This window comes from Dyadobacter bucti, assembly GCF_005869225.1.
GTDB lineage: Bacteria > Bacteroidota > Bacteroidia > Cytophagales > Spirosomataceae > Dyadobacter > Dyadobacter bucti.
On sequence record NZ_SWFP01000006.1, the window covers coordinates 117,473 to 134,240 of the forward strand.

A 16,768-nucleotide genomic window follows, 5' to 3' on the forward strand; every position below is an offset into this window, starting at 1 on the left:
TTGACAAAACACTAAAAAAGAAAGGGAGGCATTTTTCGAGTGCCTCCCTTTCTTTTATTAATCACAAATGAATTTTATAACCTTACTATCTCCGCACCAATCGCATTGAGGCGGGTGTCAATGTTTTGGTATCCACGGTCAATCTGCTCGATATTATCGATAATACTGACTCCTTTTGCAGACAATGCAGCAATCAGAAGTGCCACCCCTGCACGGATGTCAGGTGAAGTCATACGGATTCCGCGAAGTTGCGTCTCGCGGTTATGGCCGATAACCGTTGCACGGTGCGGGTCGCAAAGGATAATTTGCGCTCCCATTTCAATCAGCTTATCAACAAAGAACAAACGGCTTTCGAACATTTTCTGGTGAACCAGAACGGTTCCCTGGGCCTGCGTGGCTGTTACAAGAATAATACTCAGCAAATCGGGCGTAAAGCCTGGCCACGGAGCATCAGCAACGGATAACGTGGATCCATCAAGGTAGTTTTCGATCCGGTACTTTTCCTGTGCAGGAATAAATATATCGTCGCCACGGAACTCCATCTTGATCCCGAGCCTTTGAAAAACATCAGGAATAATTCCCAGTTCCTGAATCATGCAATCTTTAATAGTTATTTCAGACTGCGTCATGGCCGCGAGGCCAATAAAGCTGCCGATCTCGATCATATCGGGAAGCATGGTATGTTCTGTTCCCTGTAATTCGCTCACGCCTTCTATAACCAGCAAATTAGAAGCGATCCCGGAAATTTTGGCTCCCATACGATTCAGCATCTTGCATAGTTGCTGAAGGTAGGGTTCGCAGGCGGCATTGTAAATTGTTGTGGTGCCTTCTGCCATTACGGCCGCCATCAATACATTCGCTGTCCCGGTCACGGATGCTTCATCCAAAAGCATATATGCACCTTTCAGGTTCTTGGCATCGACTTTGTAGAAACCGCCATCTTCTCCGTCATAACTGAATTCGGCGCCGAGTTTTTCAAAACCTAAAAAGTGGGTATCCAATCTTCTGCGACCGATTTTATCGCCGCCTGGACGGGGTATCCTTCCTTTGCGGAACCTGGCCAGCATAGGGCCAAGCAGCATGACAGATCCACGGAGTGCAGCTGCTTTCTGACGAAAAGAGTCAGACTCCAGATAATCGAGATTGATTTCACTCGCCTCAAACCGGATAGATGAATCGCTGAGCCGCGTTCGTCTCACGCCAAGATCTCCCAGCAGATTGATCAGCTGGTTTACGTCACGTATGTTGGGAATATTATGGATTGTTACCGGTTCTTTGGTAAGAAGTACAGCGCAAATGATTTGCAAAGCCTCGTTTTTGGCGCCTTGCGGTACAATCTCACCCTTGAGACGCCTGTCTCCGGTTATTTTAAATGAAGCCATATAAAGTTTGGGGCAATTTTTCTGGAAAATGAATCCGTATAAAATTAAACCCGGATGTTAGTTTCCAGGTTTTTTACGGTTGTTGCGGTTGTTATTGTTGTTATTACCGTTGTTGTTCCGGCCGGTAAACTTGTTATTAGGCCTGTTGCGATTAGCATTGCCCTGGTTATTGTTGCCCTGCCTTTCGGGATTATGGCCAGCCTGCGCCTTGAAGCCGCCGCCGCCCTGGTGGTTTCCACGATTGCGTTCCTGACTACTGTTGTTATTGCGGTCTTTGGGCGCAGCATCAACAGGGCCATTCTGCCGGATGTAATCGATTTCTTCCGATAATTTGCCTTTGCTCAGCTGTTCGAGCTGCCCTAATAACACATGATCTTCGGGATTGTCTTTGTTCCATGTGTTAAAAAAGGAGCGCATCAGGCGGAAAATATAGGATACAAAAGCCAGTCTGTCTTCACTGTTTTCGGTCTGAATGGCCTTTTCGAGAAGCAGGTCGATATTACGTCCATAATGGCGGTACATTAAGTTTTGCTGATTGTACCCAACTTTAAGCGGCTTTTTGCCCAATGCTTCTTTGGAAGGTGGCGGGAATGGGCTGTCTACATCAAGTTGAAAACCGGAAATAATGTAAAGGTCGTCCCAGAGTTTATTCGTGTAATCCTGGTTATCCCTCATGTTCGGGTGGATCTGGCGCATGAGTTCAATCAGGATGTGTGCGTAAAGGTTACGTTTTGCCTTGTCCTCCATCTTCACGATGTGGTCAGCAAGTTTTTGTACGTTACTACCGTATTCTTTCAAAGGTATGAGATTTATATAATTGGCAAAAATAAGAAGTTTTTATCGAAAGAAAAGGGTGGTCAGCCCTAAACAAAAAGCTAAAACGGAATAGAATATCTGTATTTTGTTACACTTACCGCAGCCATAGTAACCGTCCAGTTATTGGTTTCAGGACTTCCGGTTTTAAAGGAGCTTTCAATCCAATCATTTTGAGCCGGTAAAAATACATTCCGGAAGCCAGATTTTCGGGATGCCAGATCCATTCATTTTTACCCGGATGCGGGTCGAAAACCGCGTTGTGAACAGTTTTTCCGGAAGCATCAAAAATTTTCAGCGACAAATTTCCTGGAATTGTTGAGCCTGTAAATTCGATATTGAACTTGAACCAGCTGTCGGAAGGATTGGGCGAAACATGGGCCGTCAGTATTCCGTTTGTATCATTAACCCTGAAACTGATCTGATATTCAGGTGCAAAATTACCTTTCACATCCCTCGCATTTACCCTTAACCGGTATTCCCCACTCTTCAGCGGCCTCGATAACTTCAGTTCTGCAAGAAAGTTGTTAGGGGCAACCAGCTTCCAGGGGCTATTTCCGAAGTAAATCCTTTGTTCCCTGCAATTTAAACAGTTTTCTTTCAACCACAGTTCTATTCCCAAAGTATCCTTGCGAATCAGGAATTTGTTTTCATCAAAAAGCTGTATAGCAATAGTCGGCAGGGGTGAAACAATATCGTCGTTTTCCAATTGCCGCCCATCTGTTTTTACGATCAATACCGGAGGAGTAGCATCGGGCACGACTTCATACCGAAACCGGGCGACATTGTTAGCAAAGTTCTCTTCCGGCAATCGGGAATCGTTGAATTCAAAAATGATATGATGTGAGCCGACTGCGTCAATTGTTTCTGTTTTCCACTCAAATTCGCGGATCTCGTGTGCTCGTAAAGGTGGAATTTTGGTGACCTTCCCAAGGGTATCCTGATGCAATTCCCGGATAGAAATTTCAATGGAATCTGAAAAATCAATTTCCGTGACATTATTGAAAACCAACCTGGCATGATGATCATCTCCTTCTTGTAAGGTTTCCGCATTTTTACCCGCGAAAGAAACGACACATTCAGGAAGCCGCTTTGTTTCAGATAGCTCAGACAAATAAGTTACAGATCGAAAATGGGAAGGACGAAGCCGGTCTTTTGGCATATAAACGCGCCAGAATGTTTTTTGTCCTTCGACAGCCGGAATTTCGATTGTATATTTTGCCAAAATTCCTTTTGCAATTGCGATAGCATTTTTAGGGTTTGTAAAAGTGCTTATTGTATCCCATTCAAAAGTGACGACGGAATTTTCATACGGCACCTGGGCGATCAGTTCCAAGTGATTTTTGTTGGTAATATGATCGTGAGCGGGAAGGAGAGGCATAGCGCCACCCTCCTGGACGAATATTTCTTTCGAAGCATAATTGTTCAGCCTGGTTTCTTCCGCAAGTTCATTTTTAGGATCAATCGCAAATGTCCAGCGCTCTTTGCCGGAAGTAAAAACGTTGTTCGGTATTCTGATATATAAAGTATCCGCCAACCTCGGAGCTTCCTGTAAGTAATCATACTTAAAATTGACTGTCGAATCGTTGATTCTTTGGATTGACAGCATATAGTTCTCTTTCCTGTACCTGCCGTTGTTTGTAACAATAAGCTGTATTAAAATGCTGTCGCTATGAGAATTTAACGGTTCTTTTAGGATATCCGAAATCTGGATGGATCTGGAATCAATGCTGTAGTCGGGAAGTTTGGCAGGGAAAATCCGAATGGCTGGGTCTCCGTGCAGGGTCATTTGCTGGGCGGTGATTTTGTCAATGATCGAGGGGTCTCTTCGTGAATTTCTCCTGATTGCCTCCTGCTGTATCAAACCAAAAGGCTGGGTTGAAAAAGCTGAATCGGCCAGAACCTCATAAATGGAACCAGTGTAGCGCCTCAGCGATGTGGAGGAACCGTTGAAAGTGTGCGCAAGAAAAAGAACTGCACCTTTGTCTTTGGCGAAAATCCAGTCGTTGCTGAGTGTTTTTGGTGTATAAAAAATGCTTCCGGTTGCACATCCATTGACAATGATCGCCGGATAATGCGGCCGGTTGGTATATTTTCTGTCGGTATCGCTGGCGTAACCTATATCCAAGTCAGTAACGTCCGGACTGGAATGTCCAAACAAGGTCATCAAAGCAACGCCATTGTTAACAGGCTCATGAACGGGAAATTGCTCGACGGGTTCATCAGTTTGTTTCGAGATCGTTTTGATATTAACATTTAATGATGAACCGGCGATTTTTTGTTCAAAAGACTTTACATCGTTCCTGAAGAGAGAACGTTCGTCCGCTGACCGGCCGCCGCTCAGGTGCAGTACATTTTTTCGCCATGGAGCCGAGGCTTGTTCTGATTCCAGCGCAATAACTTTTTGCAGGTAATCCGACACATTCTCGGCCGTAAATGCATTGATCCTGCCAACCGGAACTGCCGGGGTAAAATTGTTACCAGAATCAATACCCATCACCAATGCGATATCCGAGCCCGGCCAACCGGCATTCGGGACCATGTCCGTTTGTTTCGAATTTAACTGTTTCCGGGCAGTTTGCGGGTCAATGGATCTTCCAATCAGCAGTGCAAATTTCAAGGCCCGGCTTTGGTACATCCAGGCTATTAAGTTTTTAATACCGCCAGGCCCACTTTCTCCATAATTGAACTGATCGAAAGCCTCCTCGCTATGGATAATAAGTGGTTTGAATGCGCCTCCCCTTGCCGAAGCCCGGTAATTTGCATATTGAGAAACGGGATCATATCCTTCTACCGGTTTTCGCATCAGAGGATGTGTAATAATCAAATAATCGGTGTTTTCCGGATTGATGTTACGAAATCTGAGGAGGCGCGGCGGATGTATTTTCAATGGTTTTCTAATGCCGATAATCTTTGCGGATATCGGAATTCCGGAACTGTTTTCTTCGATTTTTCGAAGTTGATAAGGATCGCTACAATCATAAAGACCTACATCATTCGCACCTTCCAATTGCCAGGCAGGAGAGTCGTTCGAATTATTAAAGTGGAAAATTTTCTGCCTGCTCTCTTTTTCCAGTATGGATCTTTGCGGATATCGCAGCCTGATGTAGGAAATTGAGATGCTGTTTTCGGCTTTGATTGATAGTACACGTATGGTAATTTTTCCCTGTGAGTCGAGGTCTGAGGGGAGCAATTTTGTTTTTACCAGCCGGGGATTGTAGTCCGTGGTGTTTTCCGTGGCAATCTTTCGCCAAATTCCCGAAGCATGAATATGTATTTCAAAAGGGTGCTCTCCCGCAGATGTTCCTGCAACAAGAATTTCCAGTTCTGCTTCCGTGAATTTTTCGCGAACAACGTTTTTGGTTTCGAGAATATAATGTTGCGGGTCATTGATCGGAGGCCCGGTCCAGCCTTCACCAGTGTCGTAATCCGTAAGCACCGAACCGTTTTCAAAACCGCTTCCGGCAGGATAAAAAGCGCCGGGGAGATAATGTGAGGTAAAAAGCTGTAAAGATTCCTCGAAATGATAATGCAGCACATTACGGGTATCCGCAGTTTTGGATCTGATAATTCTGTTGCCCTTTCCGCCATCTGTTCTCGCGGTAAGAAAATAAGCTGAGGTGTCGGAATACAGGCTGTATTTGGAATGCGGCATTGCGGCGGGTGTTAGGTAAAGCGAAGAATCTAACACGCCGTCGTTTCTTTCTCCAAAGAAACCAATGGATACTAGCCTGCCCGATGAATCTTCACTGACTTCGATAGCCAGCTCTTTTCCCCGACGGAACATTTGTAATGATGAGGACGAAACACTGTCGGCCGGAAAGCCGGCAGCGATAAGTTCCAGGCTGGTAACCCGGTAAAACCCCGTTTCCACAACAGGTATCCGCAAGTAAGTCTGAGAAGTATTAACCCACTCATTTCCATAAACCCTTTGTCCCTTCACGGGGCGCACCAGCAGTAGCAGGAAAATAAATAAATAAAATGTGTGTGTAAAAAACCGCGTCATTCAATTTAGTGTGAAATCACGGGCCAGGGTTTTTCCTGATGTACAGGTTCATAGAAAATGAATATGCATGCTTGTCATCAATACCATGAAACTCTGAACTCGCCAATTCCCAATCATCCTGACTGACAACCGGAAAATAGGCATCTCCCTCAACCTGTGCGTGAACAATTGTTAAATAAAGCCTCTGAACGAGCGGAAGTATCTGAAGAAACACAGTCGCTCCGCCTAACACAAATACTTCCTTTTCATCAGAAAGTAACGCAAGCGCCCCGGAAATATCTTTAGCGTATTCGGTACGGAGTTCTTTTTTATCGGGGAGATGCGACGTCAGTATCACGTTGCGGTAGTCGGAATGCAGGGAATCGGCAGCTTCAAAACTTTTCCTGCCCATCAAAAATGGTTTCCCGTCGGTGATTTTTCTGAAATGTGCCCACTCGTCCGGAAGGTGCCAGGGCAGGCGGTTGTTGACCCCGATCACCCGGTTTTCGCTCATTGCGGCGATGATGTAAAGCTCTGTCTGAACTTGCATGACAAAATATTTTAAGACTTATACATTAAAAGCAACCAATTAACTACCTTAAATTGCCATTCATCCAAACTACTAAATTTTTTTAACATGGTACCTTGCATCACAAAGTACCTGTGTATACCTTTGTATTGTTAGAAGGTAAAAATCCTGTCTATTAGCCATGAACTTATTCCATTAATTAACACATGAGAACACATGAATATTGAAAATGCCCAAGTGCAGATGCGGAAGGGAATTTTGGAATTCTGTATCCTGCACATCATATCCAGAGGTGAAGTGTACGCCTCGGATATGTTGGATGAACTAACGTCCGCTCACATTATGGTGGTGGAGGGGACGTTGTACCCCCTTCTTACCAGATTGAAGAATTCGGGCTGGCTTGACTATAAATGGGTGGAATCCTCATCGGGACCGCCGCGAAAATATTATGTTTTGACGAATGAGGGGAAGATATTCCTGGACGCGATGCAGACCACTTGGTTTGAACTGGCAGAATCTGTGCAGACGGTTATACATCGCAGTGAGGAACTGAGCAAAACAGGAACATCAAATCCTAACTGATCATTTTAGAGACATTCGATTTTTTTAAATCATGAAAAAGACAATCAGCATAAATATAGGCGGTATCATCTTCCACATAGAGGAGGACGGGTACGAGAAGCTAAAAAGTTACCTTTCTTCGATCCAGAAATACTTTTCCTCATTTGCGGACAGTAAAGAGATCCTGTCGGACATCGAAGGAAGGATAGCGGAAAGATTTATTAACAAACAAAAAGCAGAAGCCAAGCAGGTTATTTCCCTTTCCGACGTGGATGAGCTGATCGCTGCCATGGGTACTGTTGCCGACTTTGAGGCTATTGAGCAGGCAGAGGACATTTTGGCTGAGCCGCTGGGAAGTGCGCCTGCACAGGCTTCCGTTCCCAAAGAAGAAGCCTCTCAATCGGCATATACTGCTCCTAAAACCGAGCCCGTAACTCCACCCGCAGCCGGACCGAAAAAGCTCTACCGCGACCTTCGCCGGAAATTGGTGGGTGGTGTGGCCGCCGGTCTGGCCAACTATTTCACAATAGACCCGATATGGGTGAGGCTGGCATTTTTATTCGCCGTGGCGGGGTTACCTGCCGGATCGGGCATGCTGGACCTGCATATTGAAGATGAGCTTGGGCCGATTTCGGGCTTTATGGTTCTCGTTTACATTGCCATGTGGGTGGCGTTTCCGGGATCTTCCACGCTGGAAGAAGATACTAAAATCAAAAAGTTTTACCGCGACCCGGACCGTAAAGTGGTAGGTGGTGTGGCTGCCGGTGTTGCATCCTATTTCGGGGTTGATCTCGGTGTCGTAAGGTTTCTCTGGGTGTTGTCGATATTGGTTTTCGGAACAGGTGTGGTTGTGTATATAGTCTTATGGGTGATAGCGCCTGTGGCCAAAACACTGACTGACAAGATGGAAATGCAGGGGGAGCCGATTACGCTTTCCAATATCGAGTCCAATATCAAGCAAAGTCTGAACCTGGATGAAAAAAGCGGTGAAGAACATATTTTGACAAAAATCCTTCTCTTTCCGTTCCGTGCTATTGCGCTGGTACTCGGTGCCGTAGGGAGGTTGCTGAAAGGTCTCGGCCCGATTGTCAGGGTTTTGATCGGAGTTACCTTGATCGCTACTGCGGTGATGTCCTTGCTGGCTTTGGTCGTTTGCGGAGGCGTGGCGTTGGGTTTGACCAATTCAGTTCCTTTTGATGATCTGCCGATCCCGTTTATGATCTTTCAGGAGATGCCTGATATCCTGATTTTGTCGGGAGTCCTGGTTTCGGCCATTCCGCTGATCACTTTTCTGCTGCTTGGGTTGACGCTTTTGTCCAATAAAAAAGTTGTAGGCGGCTCGGTATGGCTTACTATGCTGGGATTGTGGATCGTAGGGATTATCGGTGCGACCATTGGCGGCGTAGCTTTTCAGAGAAATTTTGCAAAGCGGGGAGAAGTGCTCGAATCGCGGTCGTATGCAATTCCTGCCGGCCTGCTGACATTGGATTATTCGGATTCGTACGATGAAGAAAATGTGGATTTGAATATCAAACTCGACGGTAGCAATATATCCGACAGCCTGAAACTGGACAAGCGATTGTTTGCAAGAGGCCGCTCACGGGAAGATGCGGAAAAAAGAGCCAGTGATTTAAAGTATGATGTGGACTTCGGAGATTCAGTCGTGGTGTTTACAGAAGGGCCGGTCCTGGGAAAGGATGGAGCCTTCCGCAATCAGCGCATCGACTTGACATTGAGCATTCCCTACAACAAGACCTTTACCATGACAAAAAGTTTTTATTACAGGCTCAATCACTGGGAAGAGAATCATAAAAACTTGAAACGCTACAATATCAACAATGATGAAGTGATCTGGAATGCATTGCGTTGGGAAATGCGGAGAGACTCCGGGTTAATATGTGTCAACATCCCTGCTAAGTTCATCGCCAGCGAAGAAAACCAGGATGACAACAATTCTGATTCGTTCCAATATGACGACAATAGCGATCTTAAGCTGGGAGAGCGCGGTACTTACATCAAACAGTTTCCGGTAGGCGATTTCAAAAAAGTGGATATCGGAGGCGCGTATTCTATCATTATTCGCCAGGGAAATGAATACAATGTTTCTGCGGACGGGGAAGAAGAGGACATCGATGATCTGAAAATATATGTGGAGGATGGCACTTTAAGGGCAAGACGTTCTAATGAATTCAACATTTTTGACAATAATAGAGGTAGAAGAGTCGGCTTGATCATAACCATGCCAACTGTTGAAAGGTTATCCTTGTCGGGAGTTAACAAAACCCTTGTTACCGGATTTAAAGGTCTTGCCAAATTGGATGTTGATATTTCCGGTGCTTCAAAAACTGAGATTAATGTAGAAACCAATGAACTTACGGTTGGGATTTCGGGCGCTTCAAAAGCTACGTTAAAAGGATCGGCGCAGAAAGTAGAACTGGATGCGCATGGCGCCTGCAAGATCGAAGCTACCGAAATGAATATCCAAAGTGCCAACGTCGAGGCTTCGGGGGCCTCGAGGGTAGAATTGGGCAGAGTACCTAATTTGAGCCGGAATGCAAACGGTGCCAGCAAAATCAATGCTCAGGAATAATTGAGACTGATGCAACTTATTGCAATCGGACGCCATCTTTTCAGAAATTCAATTTAACTGATTTAATACCATGAAAAAACAGCTCTTATTTCCATTCATATTATTACTTCTTACAGCATTATCCTCCGGAGCTATGGCCCAGGGGACCAGGAATTTTTCGGCATCGGGTTTTAACAAATTGTCGATGGGGAGCGCTTTTAAAATCGAGGTTAAACAAGGTAGCAATTTCAGCATATCAACGTCGGGCCGTCAGGAAGATCTCGATGATCTGGAAGGTTCGGTACGGGGCGGGACGTTTCACCTGGATTACAGAGGCTCTGGATGGAACAGGAACAGGAAGACCGTCAACGTTTTTATCACCATGCCCGCTTTGGAAGGCGTTGATTTTTCGGGTGCGAGCAAGGCCAATGTTTCGAAGTTCAGCGGTGTAAAAAGCATGGATATTGAAGTGTCCGGCGCCTCACATGTCACCATGGAATTATCGTCTCCCAAAGCAACTTTTGACTTATCCGGTGCCTCTACATTGGTTTTAGTGGGGCAAGGGGATGTTCTGAACGGCGAAGTCTCGGGCGCGTCATCTTTCAAAGGCCGCGATTTTTCCAGCAAAGTAGTCAATATTGAAGCCTCCGGGGCGAGCAGTGCATCGGTTGTTGCCAGTTCCGCAGTTCATGCGGATGCCAGCGGTGCCAGCAGCGTGAGATATAGTGGCTCGGCCAAAGATATTCATTCGAGCACCTCGGGTGCCAGCTCGGTGAAACGTGAGTAACTTTTCTGAAGATATAGAAAACAGGGATCAGCCGGCATTGACCGGCTTTTTCTTTGCCCAAAAATGTGCCCGAAGCAACATATTTGGCTAAGATTAATATATTTACGCATGTTTACCCTTCTCATTTAATCCCTTTGTGAATGATCGCATTTTTTGGAATCAGCCGGAAATTTAAAAGTCATCAAACTTCAAGCAACGGAAATGAGTAGTAAATACCTGATCAGGCATATCATTGCGTCCTTTCTTTTTTTCAGCCTGTTCATAGCACAGTCGGACGGCAACGCCCAGGGAAGATCAAAGTCTGGCGGCCGCTACGTTTCCCCGTTCGGGATGCTGAGTCTTACCGGCGGGATTGGGGTCGCATATTATATGGGCGATTTAAGGGACGGGATCAATATGAAACATCTCGGCCTGGGCCCCTCGATTTCCCTTGGCGCGTTGTACAGGCTGACCGAGCATGTCAGCGCAAGAGGTGAACTGAGATTTTATCAGGTTTCCGCGGATCAGAAGTACTCCAAGAATTTTCAGAATAACCTTTCGTTCAAAACATTCAACCCGGATATAAACCTGGGCGTTCAAGCCGATCTTTTTTCTTTTAACAATCAACCCAAAGTAAACCCGTATCTTTTTGGTGGACTGGGTTTTACGTTATTAAACCCCAAAGCCAAGCTGGACGGAACCTGGTATAGTCTTGCCCCCCTACAAACTGAGGGTGTTAAATACAGTCGCACGCCACTGGTGTTTACGGCTGGTATCGGTGTTTCCGTTAAAGCTTCGGAACGTTTGAGTCTGGGCGCTGAACTTTGCAATAACTTTGTGAATTCGGATTATCTGGACGATGCCAGCTCGGTTTATCCCAATGCGGACCAACTTCAGAGCGATCTGGCGCGCAGGTTATCTGACCGCGCTCCCGAAATCGGGCTCGAGCCGCGGCAGCCTGGATGGCATCGCGGGAGTGTCACAAACAAAGACAGCTATTTGTTTTTGCAGGTCCGCGCCACCTATCTCATAGGCAACAGAACGCAGGCACAGGAAAGAAAGAAAACCCGATGCCCCAAATTTTAAATACCACAGCAAATATGTTGAAGCCCAAGCATCCTCACCAGTCAGAGGTTACGATGACGGAAATGGTACTGCCTAATGATACCAACACACTTAACAATCTGATGGGAGGCAGGCTTTTGCACTGGATGGATATTTGTGCGGCCATTGCAGCTCAAAAGCACTCCAACCGGATCGTGGTGACGGCTTCTGTGGACAATGTTTCTTTTACCGAACCGATCAGGCTCGGCAATATCGTGACCATGCGGGCGAAAGTGACCCGCGCATTCAACTCTTCCATGGAGGTTTTTCTGGAAGTTTTTGCGGAAGACATCCCTGCGGGGCTGCGCGTGAGCACCAACAGGGCGTTTTATACATTTGTTGCTGTTGATCAAAATGGCCGCCCTATCGAAGTCCCTCATCTTGAACCCGAGACGGAGGAGGAAAAAGAGCTGTATTTAAGTGCACTCCGCCGTCGTCAGCTAAGGTTGGTTCTTGCCGGCAGATTGAACCCCGCAGAGGCAACAGAACTCAAAGCACTTTTTCAGGTAGCTTAAATCGCACTTGGTAGCATATTTTTGGTAATTTTGCCGCATTGAAACAGTACGTGTCTTCATGCGGTAAAGCTGTTTATTATCAGCCACTTATTATTTATCATGATAAAAGAAATCATATTTTCAGATAAAGCTCCGGCGCCAATCGGGCCTTACAGCCAAGCTGTTAAAGTAAACGGAACTGTATATGTATCCGGTCAGATTGCAGCAGATTTGGCTCCTGCCGGAGATATCAAAGCGGAAACCAGTAAAGTGCTGCAACATATCGGCCATATTCTTGAAGCAGCAGGGTTAAAATTCTCAAACATCGTCAAGACAAGCATTTTCCTAAAAGACATGAACCACTTTACGGCAGTGAACGAAACTTACGGCAGTTTCTTTTTCGACAATCCCCCAGCCCGTGAAACCGTCCAGGTTGCCAGACTACCCAAGGATGTGAACGTGGAAATATCGGTTATTGCAGTGGAGTGATGTGCTGCGGAGTCACTTATTGTCATGAATGGTCATTAAGTAGTCATGAGGTTGTCATTTATAGTTACATAATAGCCCGTGAACTTGACGACGCTTGACAATCCCTGACAACACTGGACAAAAAAGACAATTCTTACTTGCGTCCCTTTTTTATTAGTATCAAAAGAATAAATAAATGAATAATCAACGTGTTCGGGTAAGATTTGCCCCCAGCCCAACCGGGCCGCTGCATGCCGGTGGTGTGCGCACTGCTTTGTATAACTATTTGTTTGCACGTCAGCAGGGAGGCGAAATGTTACTCCGTATTGAAGATACCGATCAAAACCGCTACGTTCCCGGTGCTGAGGAATACATACTTGAAGCACTTGACTGGCTCGGTGTGCAAATAGATGAAGGTCCGCAGCAAGGTGGCCCACATGCCCCGTACCGCCAGTCGGAAAGAAAAGAAATGTACCGGGAATATGCTGAAAAGCTGATCGCGGACGGAAAAGCATATTATGCGTTCGATACCGCCGAGGAGCTCGATGCGATGAGAAAGCGACTGGAAGAAGCGAAAGTAGCGGCTGTCCAGTACAATGCGATCACCCGTATGGAAATGACAAACTCATTGACACTGACACCGGAGCAAACGCAGGCAAAGCTGGAAAGCGGTGAACCCTATGTGATCAGGATGAAGATCATGCCCAAAGAAGACGTTCGTTTCAAAGACCTGATCCGCGACTGGGTAGTGGTACATTCGTCACAGATCGACGATAAAGTGCTTTTGAAATCGGACGGTATGCCTACTTACCATCTTGCTAATATCGTGGACGATCATTTGATGGGAATTACGCATGTGATCCGTGGTGAAGAATGGCTTCCTTCGGCTCCTTTGCATGTTTTACTATATCGCTACCTGGGCTGGGAAAGTACCATGCCGCAGTTTGCGCATCTTCCGCTTTTATTAAAACCAGACGGAAACGGCAAATTGTCAAAACGTGATGCTGACCTGGGAGGCTTCCCGATCTTCCCGCTGGAATGGACCGATCCTGTAACAGGGGATAAAGCGAAAGGTTTCAGGGAGGAAGGTTATTTACCTGCGGCTACCGCTAATTTCCTTGCTCTGCTGGGGTGGAATGCCGGCACCGAGCAGGAAATTTTTGATATGGAGGATCTGATCAAAGCATTCAGTTTTGAGCGGGTGCATAAAGCGGGGGCGAGGTTCGACATTCAGAAGGCCAACTGGTTCAATCAGCAGTATCTGAAACAAATGGATGATGCGGCAATCGTTGCGCAGATAAAGCCTTTGTATCAGGCAAAAGGTATTGACGTAAAGGATGACCAGATTGCACAGATCGTTCATTTGTTGAAGGACAGGGTACATTTTGTGAAGGAGATTGTGAGTGAATCTGTTTTTTTATTCAATGAGCCGGAAGTCTATGATCAGGATGTGGCCGTTAAAAAATGGAATGAAGAAGCCGTGAATGCTATTTCAGCATTGAAAGATGCTTTTGCAGATTTTTCAGGAGATTTTACAAGTCAAAATATCAAAGAAGCCATTTTTGCAGCTTTGGATGCAATCGGTGTGAAGATGGGAAAGGTAATGCAGGCTTTGCGCCTGGCGGTTACCGGCGCAGGAGCAGGTCCTGATCTGATGATCATTATGGAAATTCTGGGCAAAGATGAAGTTGTGAAAAGACTTGAAAATGCGCTGGACCGTTTACCGGCACAAATTCGCCTGGCATAGCCTTAATATACCCTTTGATCAAATTGCTTTGATACCTGGATTATCCTTGCATAATTTCGTAATAATTGAAAACCGCACCGTTACCACGGTCGATCGATATCAGACACATGGCTAAAAAGAAACCTACGGACACGACCAAACCTGCTGCGGAAAAACCGCGCGTTCACAAAGACCTGGACGGCTTTGACATTCAGATCAATTCCTTTGGTGAAATTACCACCAGCTTTGACATGGATCGTATCAATGAATTTTTGAACAAAAATGTGGATGATAAAAAACTTCGGGACAGGGAAGATATTCCCGGCAGAAAAACCCGGAAGTCGAAGAAAAAGACCAGTGAAGAGGAGGAAGAGGAAGAATAGCGATGCGCAATTCATACTAATAATCAACTAAACTTTTTGCGAAAAGATGATCTCACACGAAATTGATTACAAAATCATTGGCGACGATATCCAGGTCGTTGAAATTGAATTGGATCCCAATGAAACCGTTATTGCGGAAGCCGGCGCCATGCTTTTTATGGAAGACGGAATCCAGTTCGAGACCAAAATGGGCGATGGCTCAGAGGCAAACCAGAGTATTATGGGCAAGATTTTCCAGGCAGGAACGCGTATGCTGACAGGGGAATCTCTCTTTATGACGCATTTTACCAATCGCGGGGTAGGCAAGAGAAAAGTCGCATTTTCGGCTCCTTACCCGGGAACTGTGATGCCGATTGATCTGTCCAAGATCTATGGTAACGAGCTGATCGTTCAGAAAGATGGTTTTCTCTGCGCTGCGATGGGTACCAGTATGAAAATTCATTTTAATCAGCGTTTTGGATCCGGATTGTTCGGAGGGGAAGGTTTTATTTTACAAAAGCTAAAAGGAGATGGGATGGCTTTCGTACATGCCGGCGGAGTAGTGATCGAGCGGAGCCTTAACAATGAAACCCTGCGTGTGGACACCGGCTGCGTGGTTGCCTTTGAACAGTCGCTGAGCTTTGATATCCAGCGTTCGGGCGGACTGAAATCTATGGTTTTTGGTGGAGAAGGAATGTTCCTGGCAACATTAAGAGGAACCGGAAGATGCTGGATACAATCCATGCCGATTTCCAAACTGATACAACGCCTGTCAGTCGGCGGGCCAAATGCAAACAAAGAAAGCGGGTCTGTAATTGGAGGTCTGGGACGTCTTTTTGAGGATTAAGTCTGGAACTGATTAAGGAAGAGGCCAATGAAAACGTTTCACAATCGCTTTCATTGGCCTCTGTCATTTAGCGATATAAATACCTTTATCCGTCCCGAGCCAGATTTCTCCGTTCGGGCTTTGGCCGAGTGCAAAAACACCCCCTGCATCCGTCTTATTAAAAACCCAGTTGCTGCCATCGAAAACGCCGAATTGCCAGTCTCCGCGAAACGAGGCCCAGAGTTTGTTGTTTTGATCTATAAAAATCTTGTGGGTGTAATAAACGATAGAATTTTCATCAGGCAGCCTGAATATCTCGGATTTCTCTCCATTGAATTTAAAAATTTGGGGCCGGCCGTTCTGAAAGGTGCTCGATAAGCTGTAGTCTATGGAAGCCAGTACTTCGTTTTGTTTGTTAACCACAATATCTCCAAGGTAATAGGGATTGAAACCAATCTCCGTCTGCCCGAAAGTGTCGATGGCACTTCCCGATATTCTGGCCAGGGAAACCGTATTAACACCGTCATTAATCGCCAGCCAGACGTGGTTCGATTTATCAATAGCAATACTCTGGACCATGTTGCCGGGCAGGCTGGAATTTTCCGGCGTAAAAGTCGTAAAACTGTTCCCATCATATTTCACCAATCCGCCCGACCGGAAACTGCTGCATGAAAACCATACATTGCCGGCATCGTCGGTTTCTATAGAACGCACATGGTTTTTGGGTAAACCGAACAGTCTGGAATCATATCTTGTGAACTGCGAGCCGCTCAGGCGAACCAGATCATCGCTCCCGATCCAGATATTCCCGGCTTTATCTATTTCGATGTCGCCGATAAAAGCATTGGTCATCGGAGAGTTGGTAGAATCGTAAACAGTAACAGCTTGGCCGTCGTACTTTACAAGTCCCTGATTGAGCGTTCCAAGCCAGGCCGTTCCTGTCTGATCAAATGCAATGGAGGTTATGAAAAAATTGTTCAGGCCGTTCACCGAGCTTATTGAGGGGCCGGGATTGTTGTCTTTTTTGCAGGAAATAAGAAACAGTAAAAAAAGAAAAAGGAAAGTTCTTTTCATAATATCCTTGTATGGGAATGGTAAATAAGCCGACCCAACCTGTTTGCGAAGATCAGGCTGCAAAAGCATGGACACTTCGGAATAAAAATCCGTTGTAGTGTCGATCATC

At 45.9% G+C, this 16,768-nt stretch carries 14 protein-coding genes; 9 read left to right on the plus strand and 5 right to left on the minus strand.

Translation table 11 applies throughout. The features are described from left to right. Positions 1 to 74 precede the first annotated feature (74 nt). From murA to FBF61_RS20275, 4 genes are all read right to left on the minus strand, one after another. Positions 75 to 1,382 (minus strand): UDP-N-acetylglucosamine 1-carboxyvinyltransferase, encoded by a 1,308-nt coding sequence (gene murA / locus FBF61_RS20260; protein ID WP_138480734.1) that lies wholly within the window; start codon positions 1,380 to 1,382, stop codon positions 75 to 77. 57 nt (positions 1,383 to 1,439) lie between these two features. Beyond that, complete coding sequence (locus tag FBF61_RS20265; protein ID WP_138480736.1) at positions 1,440 to 2,180, minus strand: DUF4290 domain-containing protein; 741 nt, start codon at positions 2,178 to 2,180, stop codon at positions 1,440 to 1,442. Between the two features lie 112 nt (positions 2,181 to 2,292). Next, positions 2,293 to 6,201, minus strand: a complete 3,909-nt coding sequence (gene porU2 / locus FBF61_RS20270) for a putative type IX secretion system sortase PorU2 (RefSeq protein WP_229215142.1) — start codon at positions 6,199 to 6,201, stop codon at positions 2,293 to 2,295. 16 nt (positions 6,202 to 6,217) lie between these two features. After that, the gene (locus tag FBF61_RS20275) at positions 6,218 to 6,730 is read right to left on the minus strand and encodes a dihydrofolate reductase (protein WP_138480738.1); all 513 of its coding nucleotides are present in this window, start codon (positions 6,728 to 6,730) and stop codon (positions 6,218 to 6,220) included. A gap of 195 nt (positions 6,731 to 6,925) precedes the next feature. Between FBF61_RS20275 and FBF61_RS20280 the strand changes: the two genes are divergently transcribed. The 9 genes from FBF61_RS20280 (at position 6,926) to FBF61_RS20320 (ending at position 15,606) form a co-directional block, all read left to right on the plus strand. After that, positions 6,926 to 7,291 carry a PadR family transcriptional regulator gene (locus FBF61_RS20280; protein WP_138480740.1) on the plus strand — a complete coding sequence of 122 codons (366 nt, stop codon included), beginning with the start codon at positions 6,926 to 6,928 and terminating at the stop codon, positions 7,289 to 7,291. A 31-nt stretch (positions 7,292 to 7,322) separates the two neighbouring features. Then, positions 7,323 to 9,860 (plus strand): PspC domain-containing protein, encoded by a 2,538-nt coding sequence (locus FBF61_RS20285; protein WP_138480742.1) that lies wholly within the window; start codon positions 7,323 to 7,325, stop codon positions 9,858 to 9,860. Positions 9,861 to 9,930: 70 nt separating this feature from the next. Then, positions 9,931 to 10,626, plus strand: coding sequence for a GIN domain-containing protein (locus FBF61_RS20290; RefSeq protein ID WP_138480744.1), 696 nt, complete (start codon positions 9,931 to 9,933; stop codon positions 10,624 to 10,626). A gap of 201 nt (positions 10,627 to 10,827) precedes the next feature. Then, complete coding sequence (locus tag FBF61_RS20295) at positions 10,828 to 11,691, plus strand: outer membrane beta-barrel protein (protein ID WP_138480746.1); 864 nt, start codon at positions 10,828 to 10,830, stop codon at positions 11,689 to 11,691. A gap of 14 nt (positions 11,692 to 11,705) precedes the next feature. Next, positions 11,706 to 12,224 carry an acyl-CoA thioesterase gene (locus tag FBF61_RS20300; protein ID WP_138480749.1) on the plus strand — a complete coding sequence of 173 codons (519 nt, stop codon included), beginning with the start codon at positions 11,706 to 11,708 and terminating at the stop codon, positions 12,222 to 12,224. 99 nt (positions 12,225 to 12,323) lie between these two features. Next, complete coding sequence (locus tag FBF61_RS20305; protein WP_138480751.1) at positions 12,324 to 12,692, plus strand: Rid family detoxifying hydrolase; 369 nt, start codon at positions 12,324 to 12,326, stop codon at positions 12,690 to 12,692. 175 nt (positions 12,693 to 12,867) lie between these two features. After that, positions 12,868 to 14,418, plus strand: a complete 1,551-nt coding sequence (gltX, locus tag FBF61_RS20310; protein WP_138480753.1) for a glutamate--tRNA ligase — start codon at positions 12,868 to 12,870, stop codon at positions 14,416 to 14,418. A 107-nt stretch (positions 14,419 to 14,525) separates the two neighbouring features. Beyond that, positions 14,526 to 14,780, plus strand: coding sequence for a hypothetical protein (locus FBF61_RS20315; protein ID WP_138480755.1), 255 nt, complete (start codon positions 14,526 to 14,528; stop codon positions 14,778 to 14,780). 46 nt (positions 14,781 to 14,826) lie between these two features. After that, positions 14,827 to 15,606 carry a TIGR00266 family protein gene (locus FBF61_RS20320; RefSeq protein ID WP_138480757.1) on the plus strand — a complete coding sequence of 260 codons (780 nt, stop codon included), beginning with the start codon at positions 14,827 to 14,829 and terminating at the stop codon, positions 15,604 to 15,606. 63 nt (positions 15,607 to 15,669) lie between these two features. Here FBF61_RS20320 and FBF61_RS20325 read toward each other — a convergent pair whose 3' ends face one another. Next, on the minus strand, positions 15,670 to 16,767 hold the full coding sequence (locus FBF61_RS20325; protein WP_138480759.1) for a ligand-binding sensor domain-containing protein: 1,098 nt from the start codon (positions 16,765 to 16,767) through the stop codon (positions 15,670 to 15,672). Between the last annotated feature and the right edge of the window lies 1 nt (position 16,768).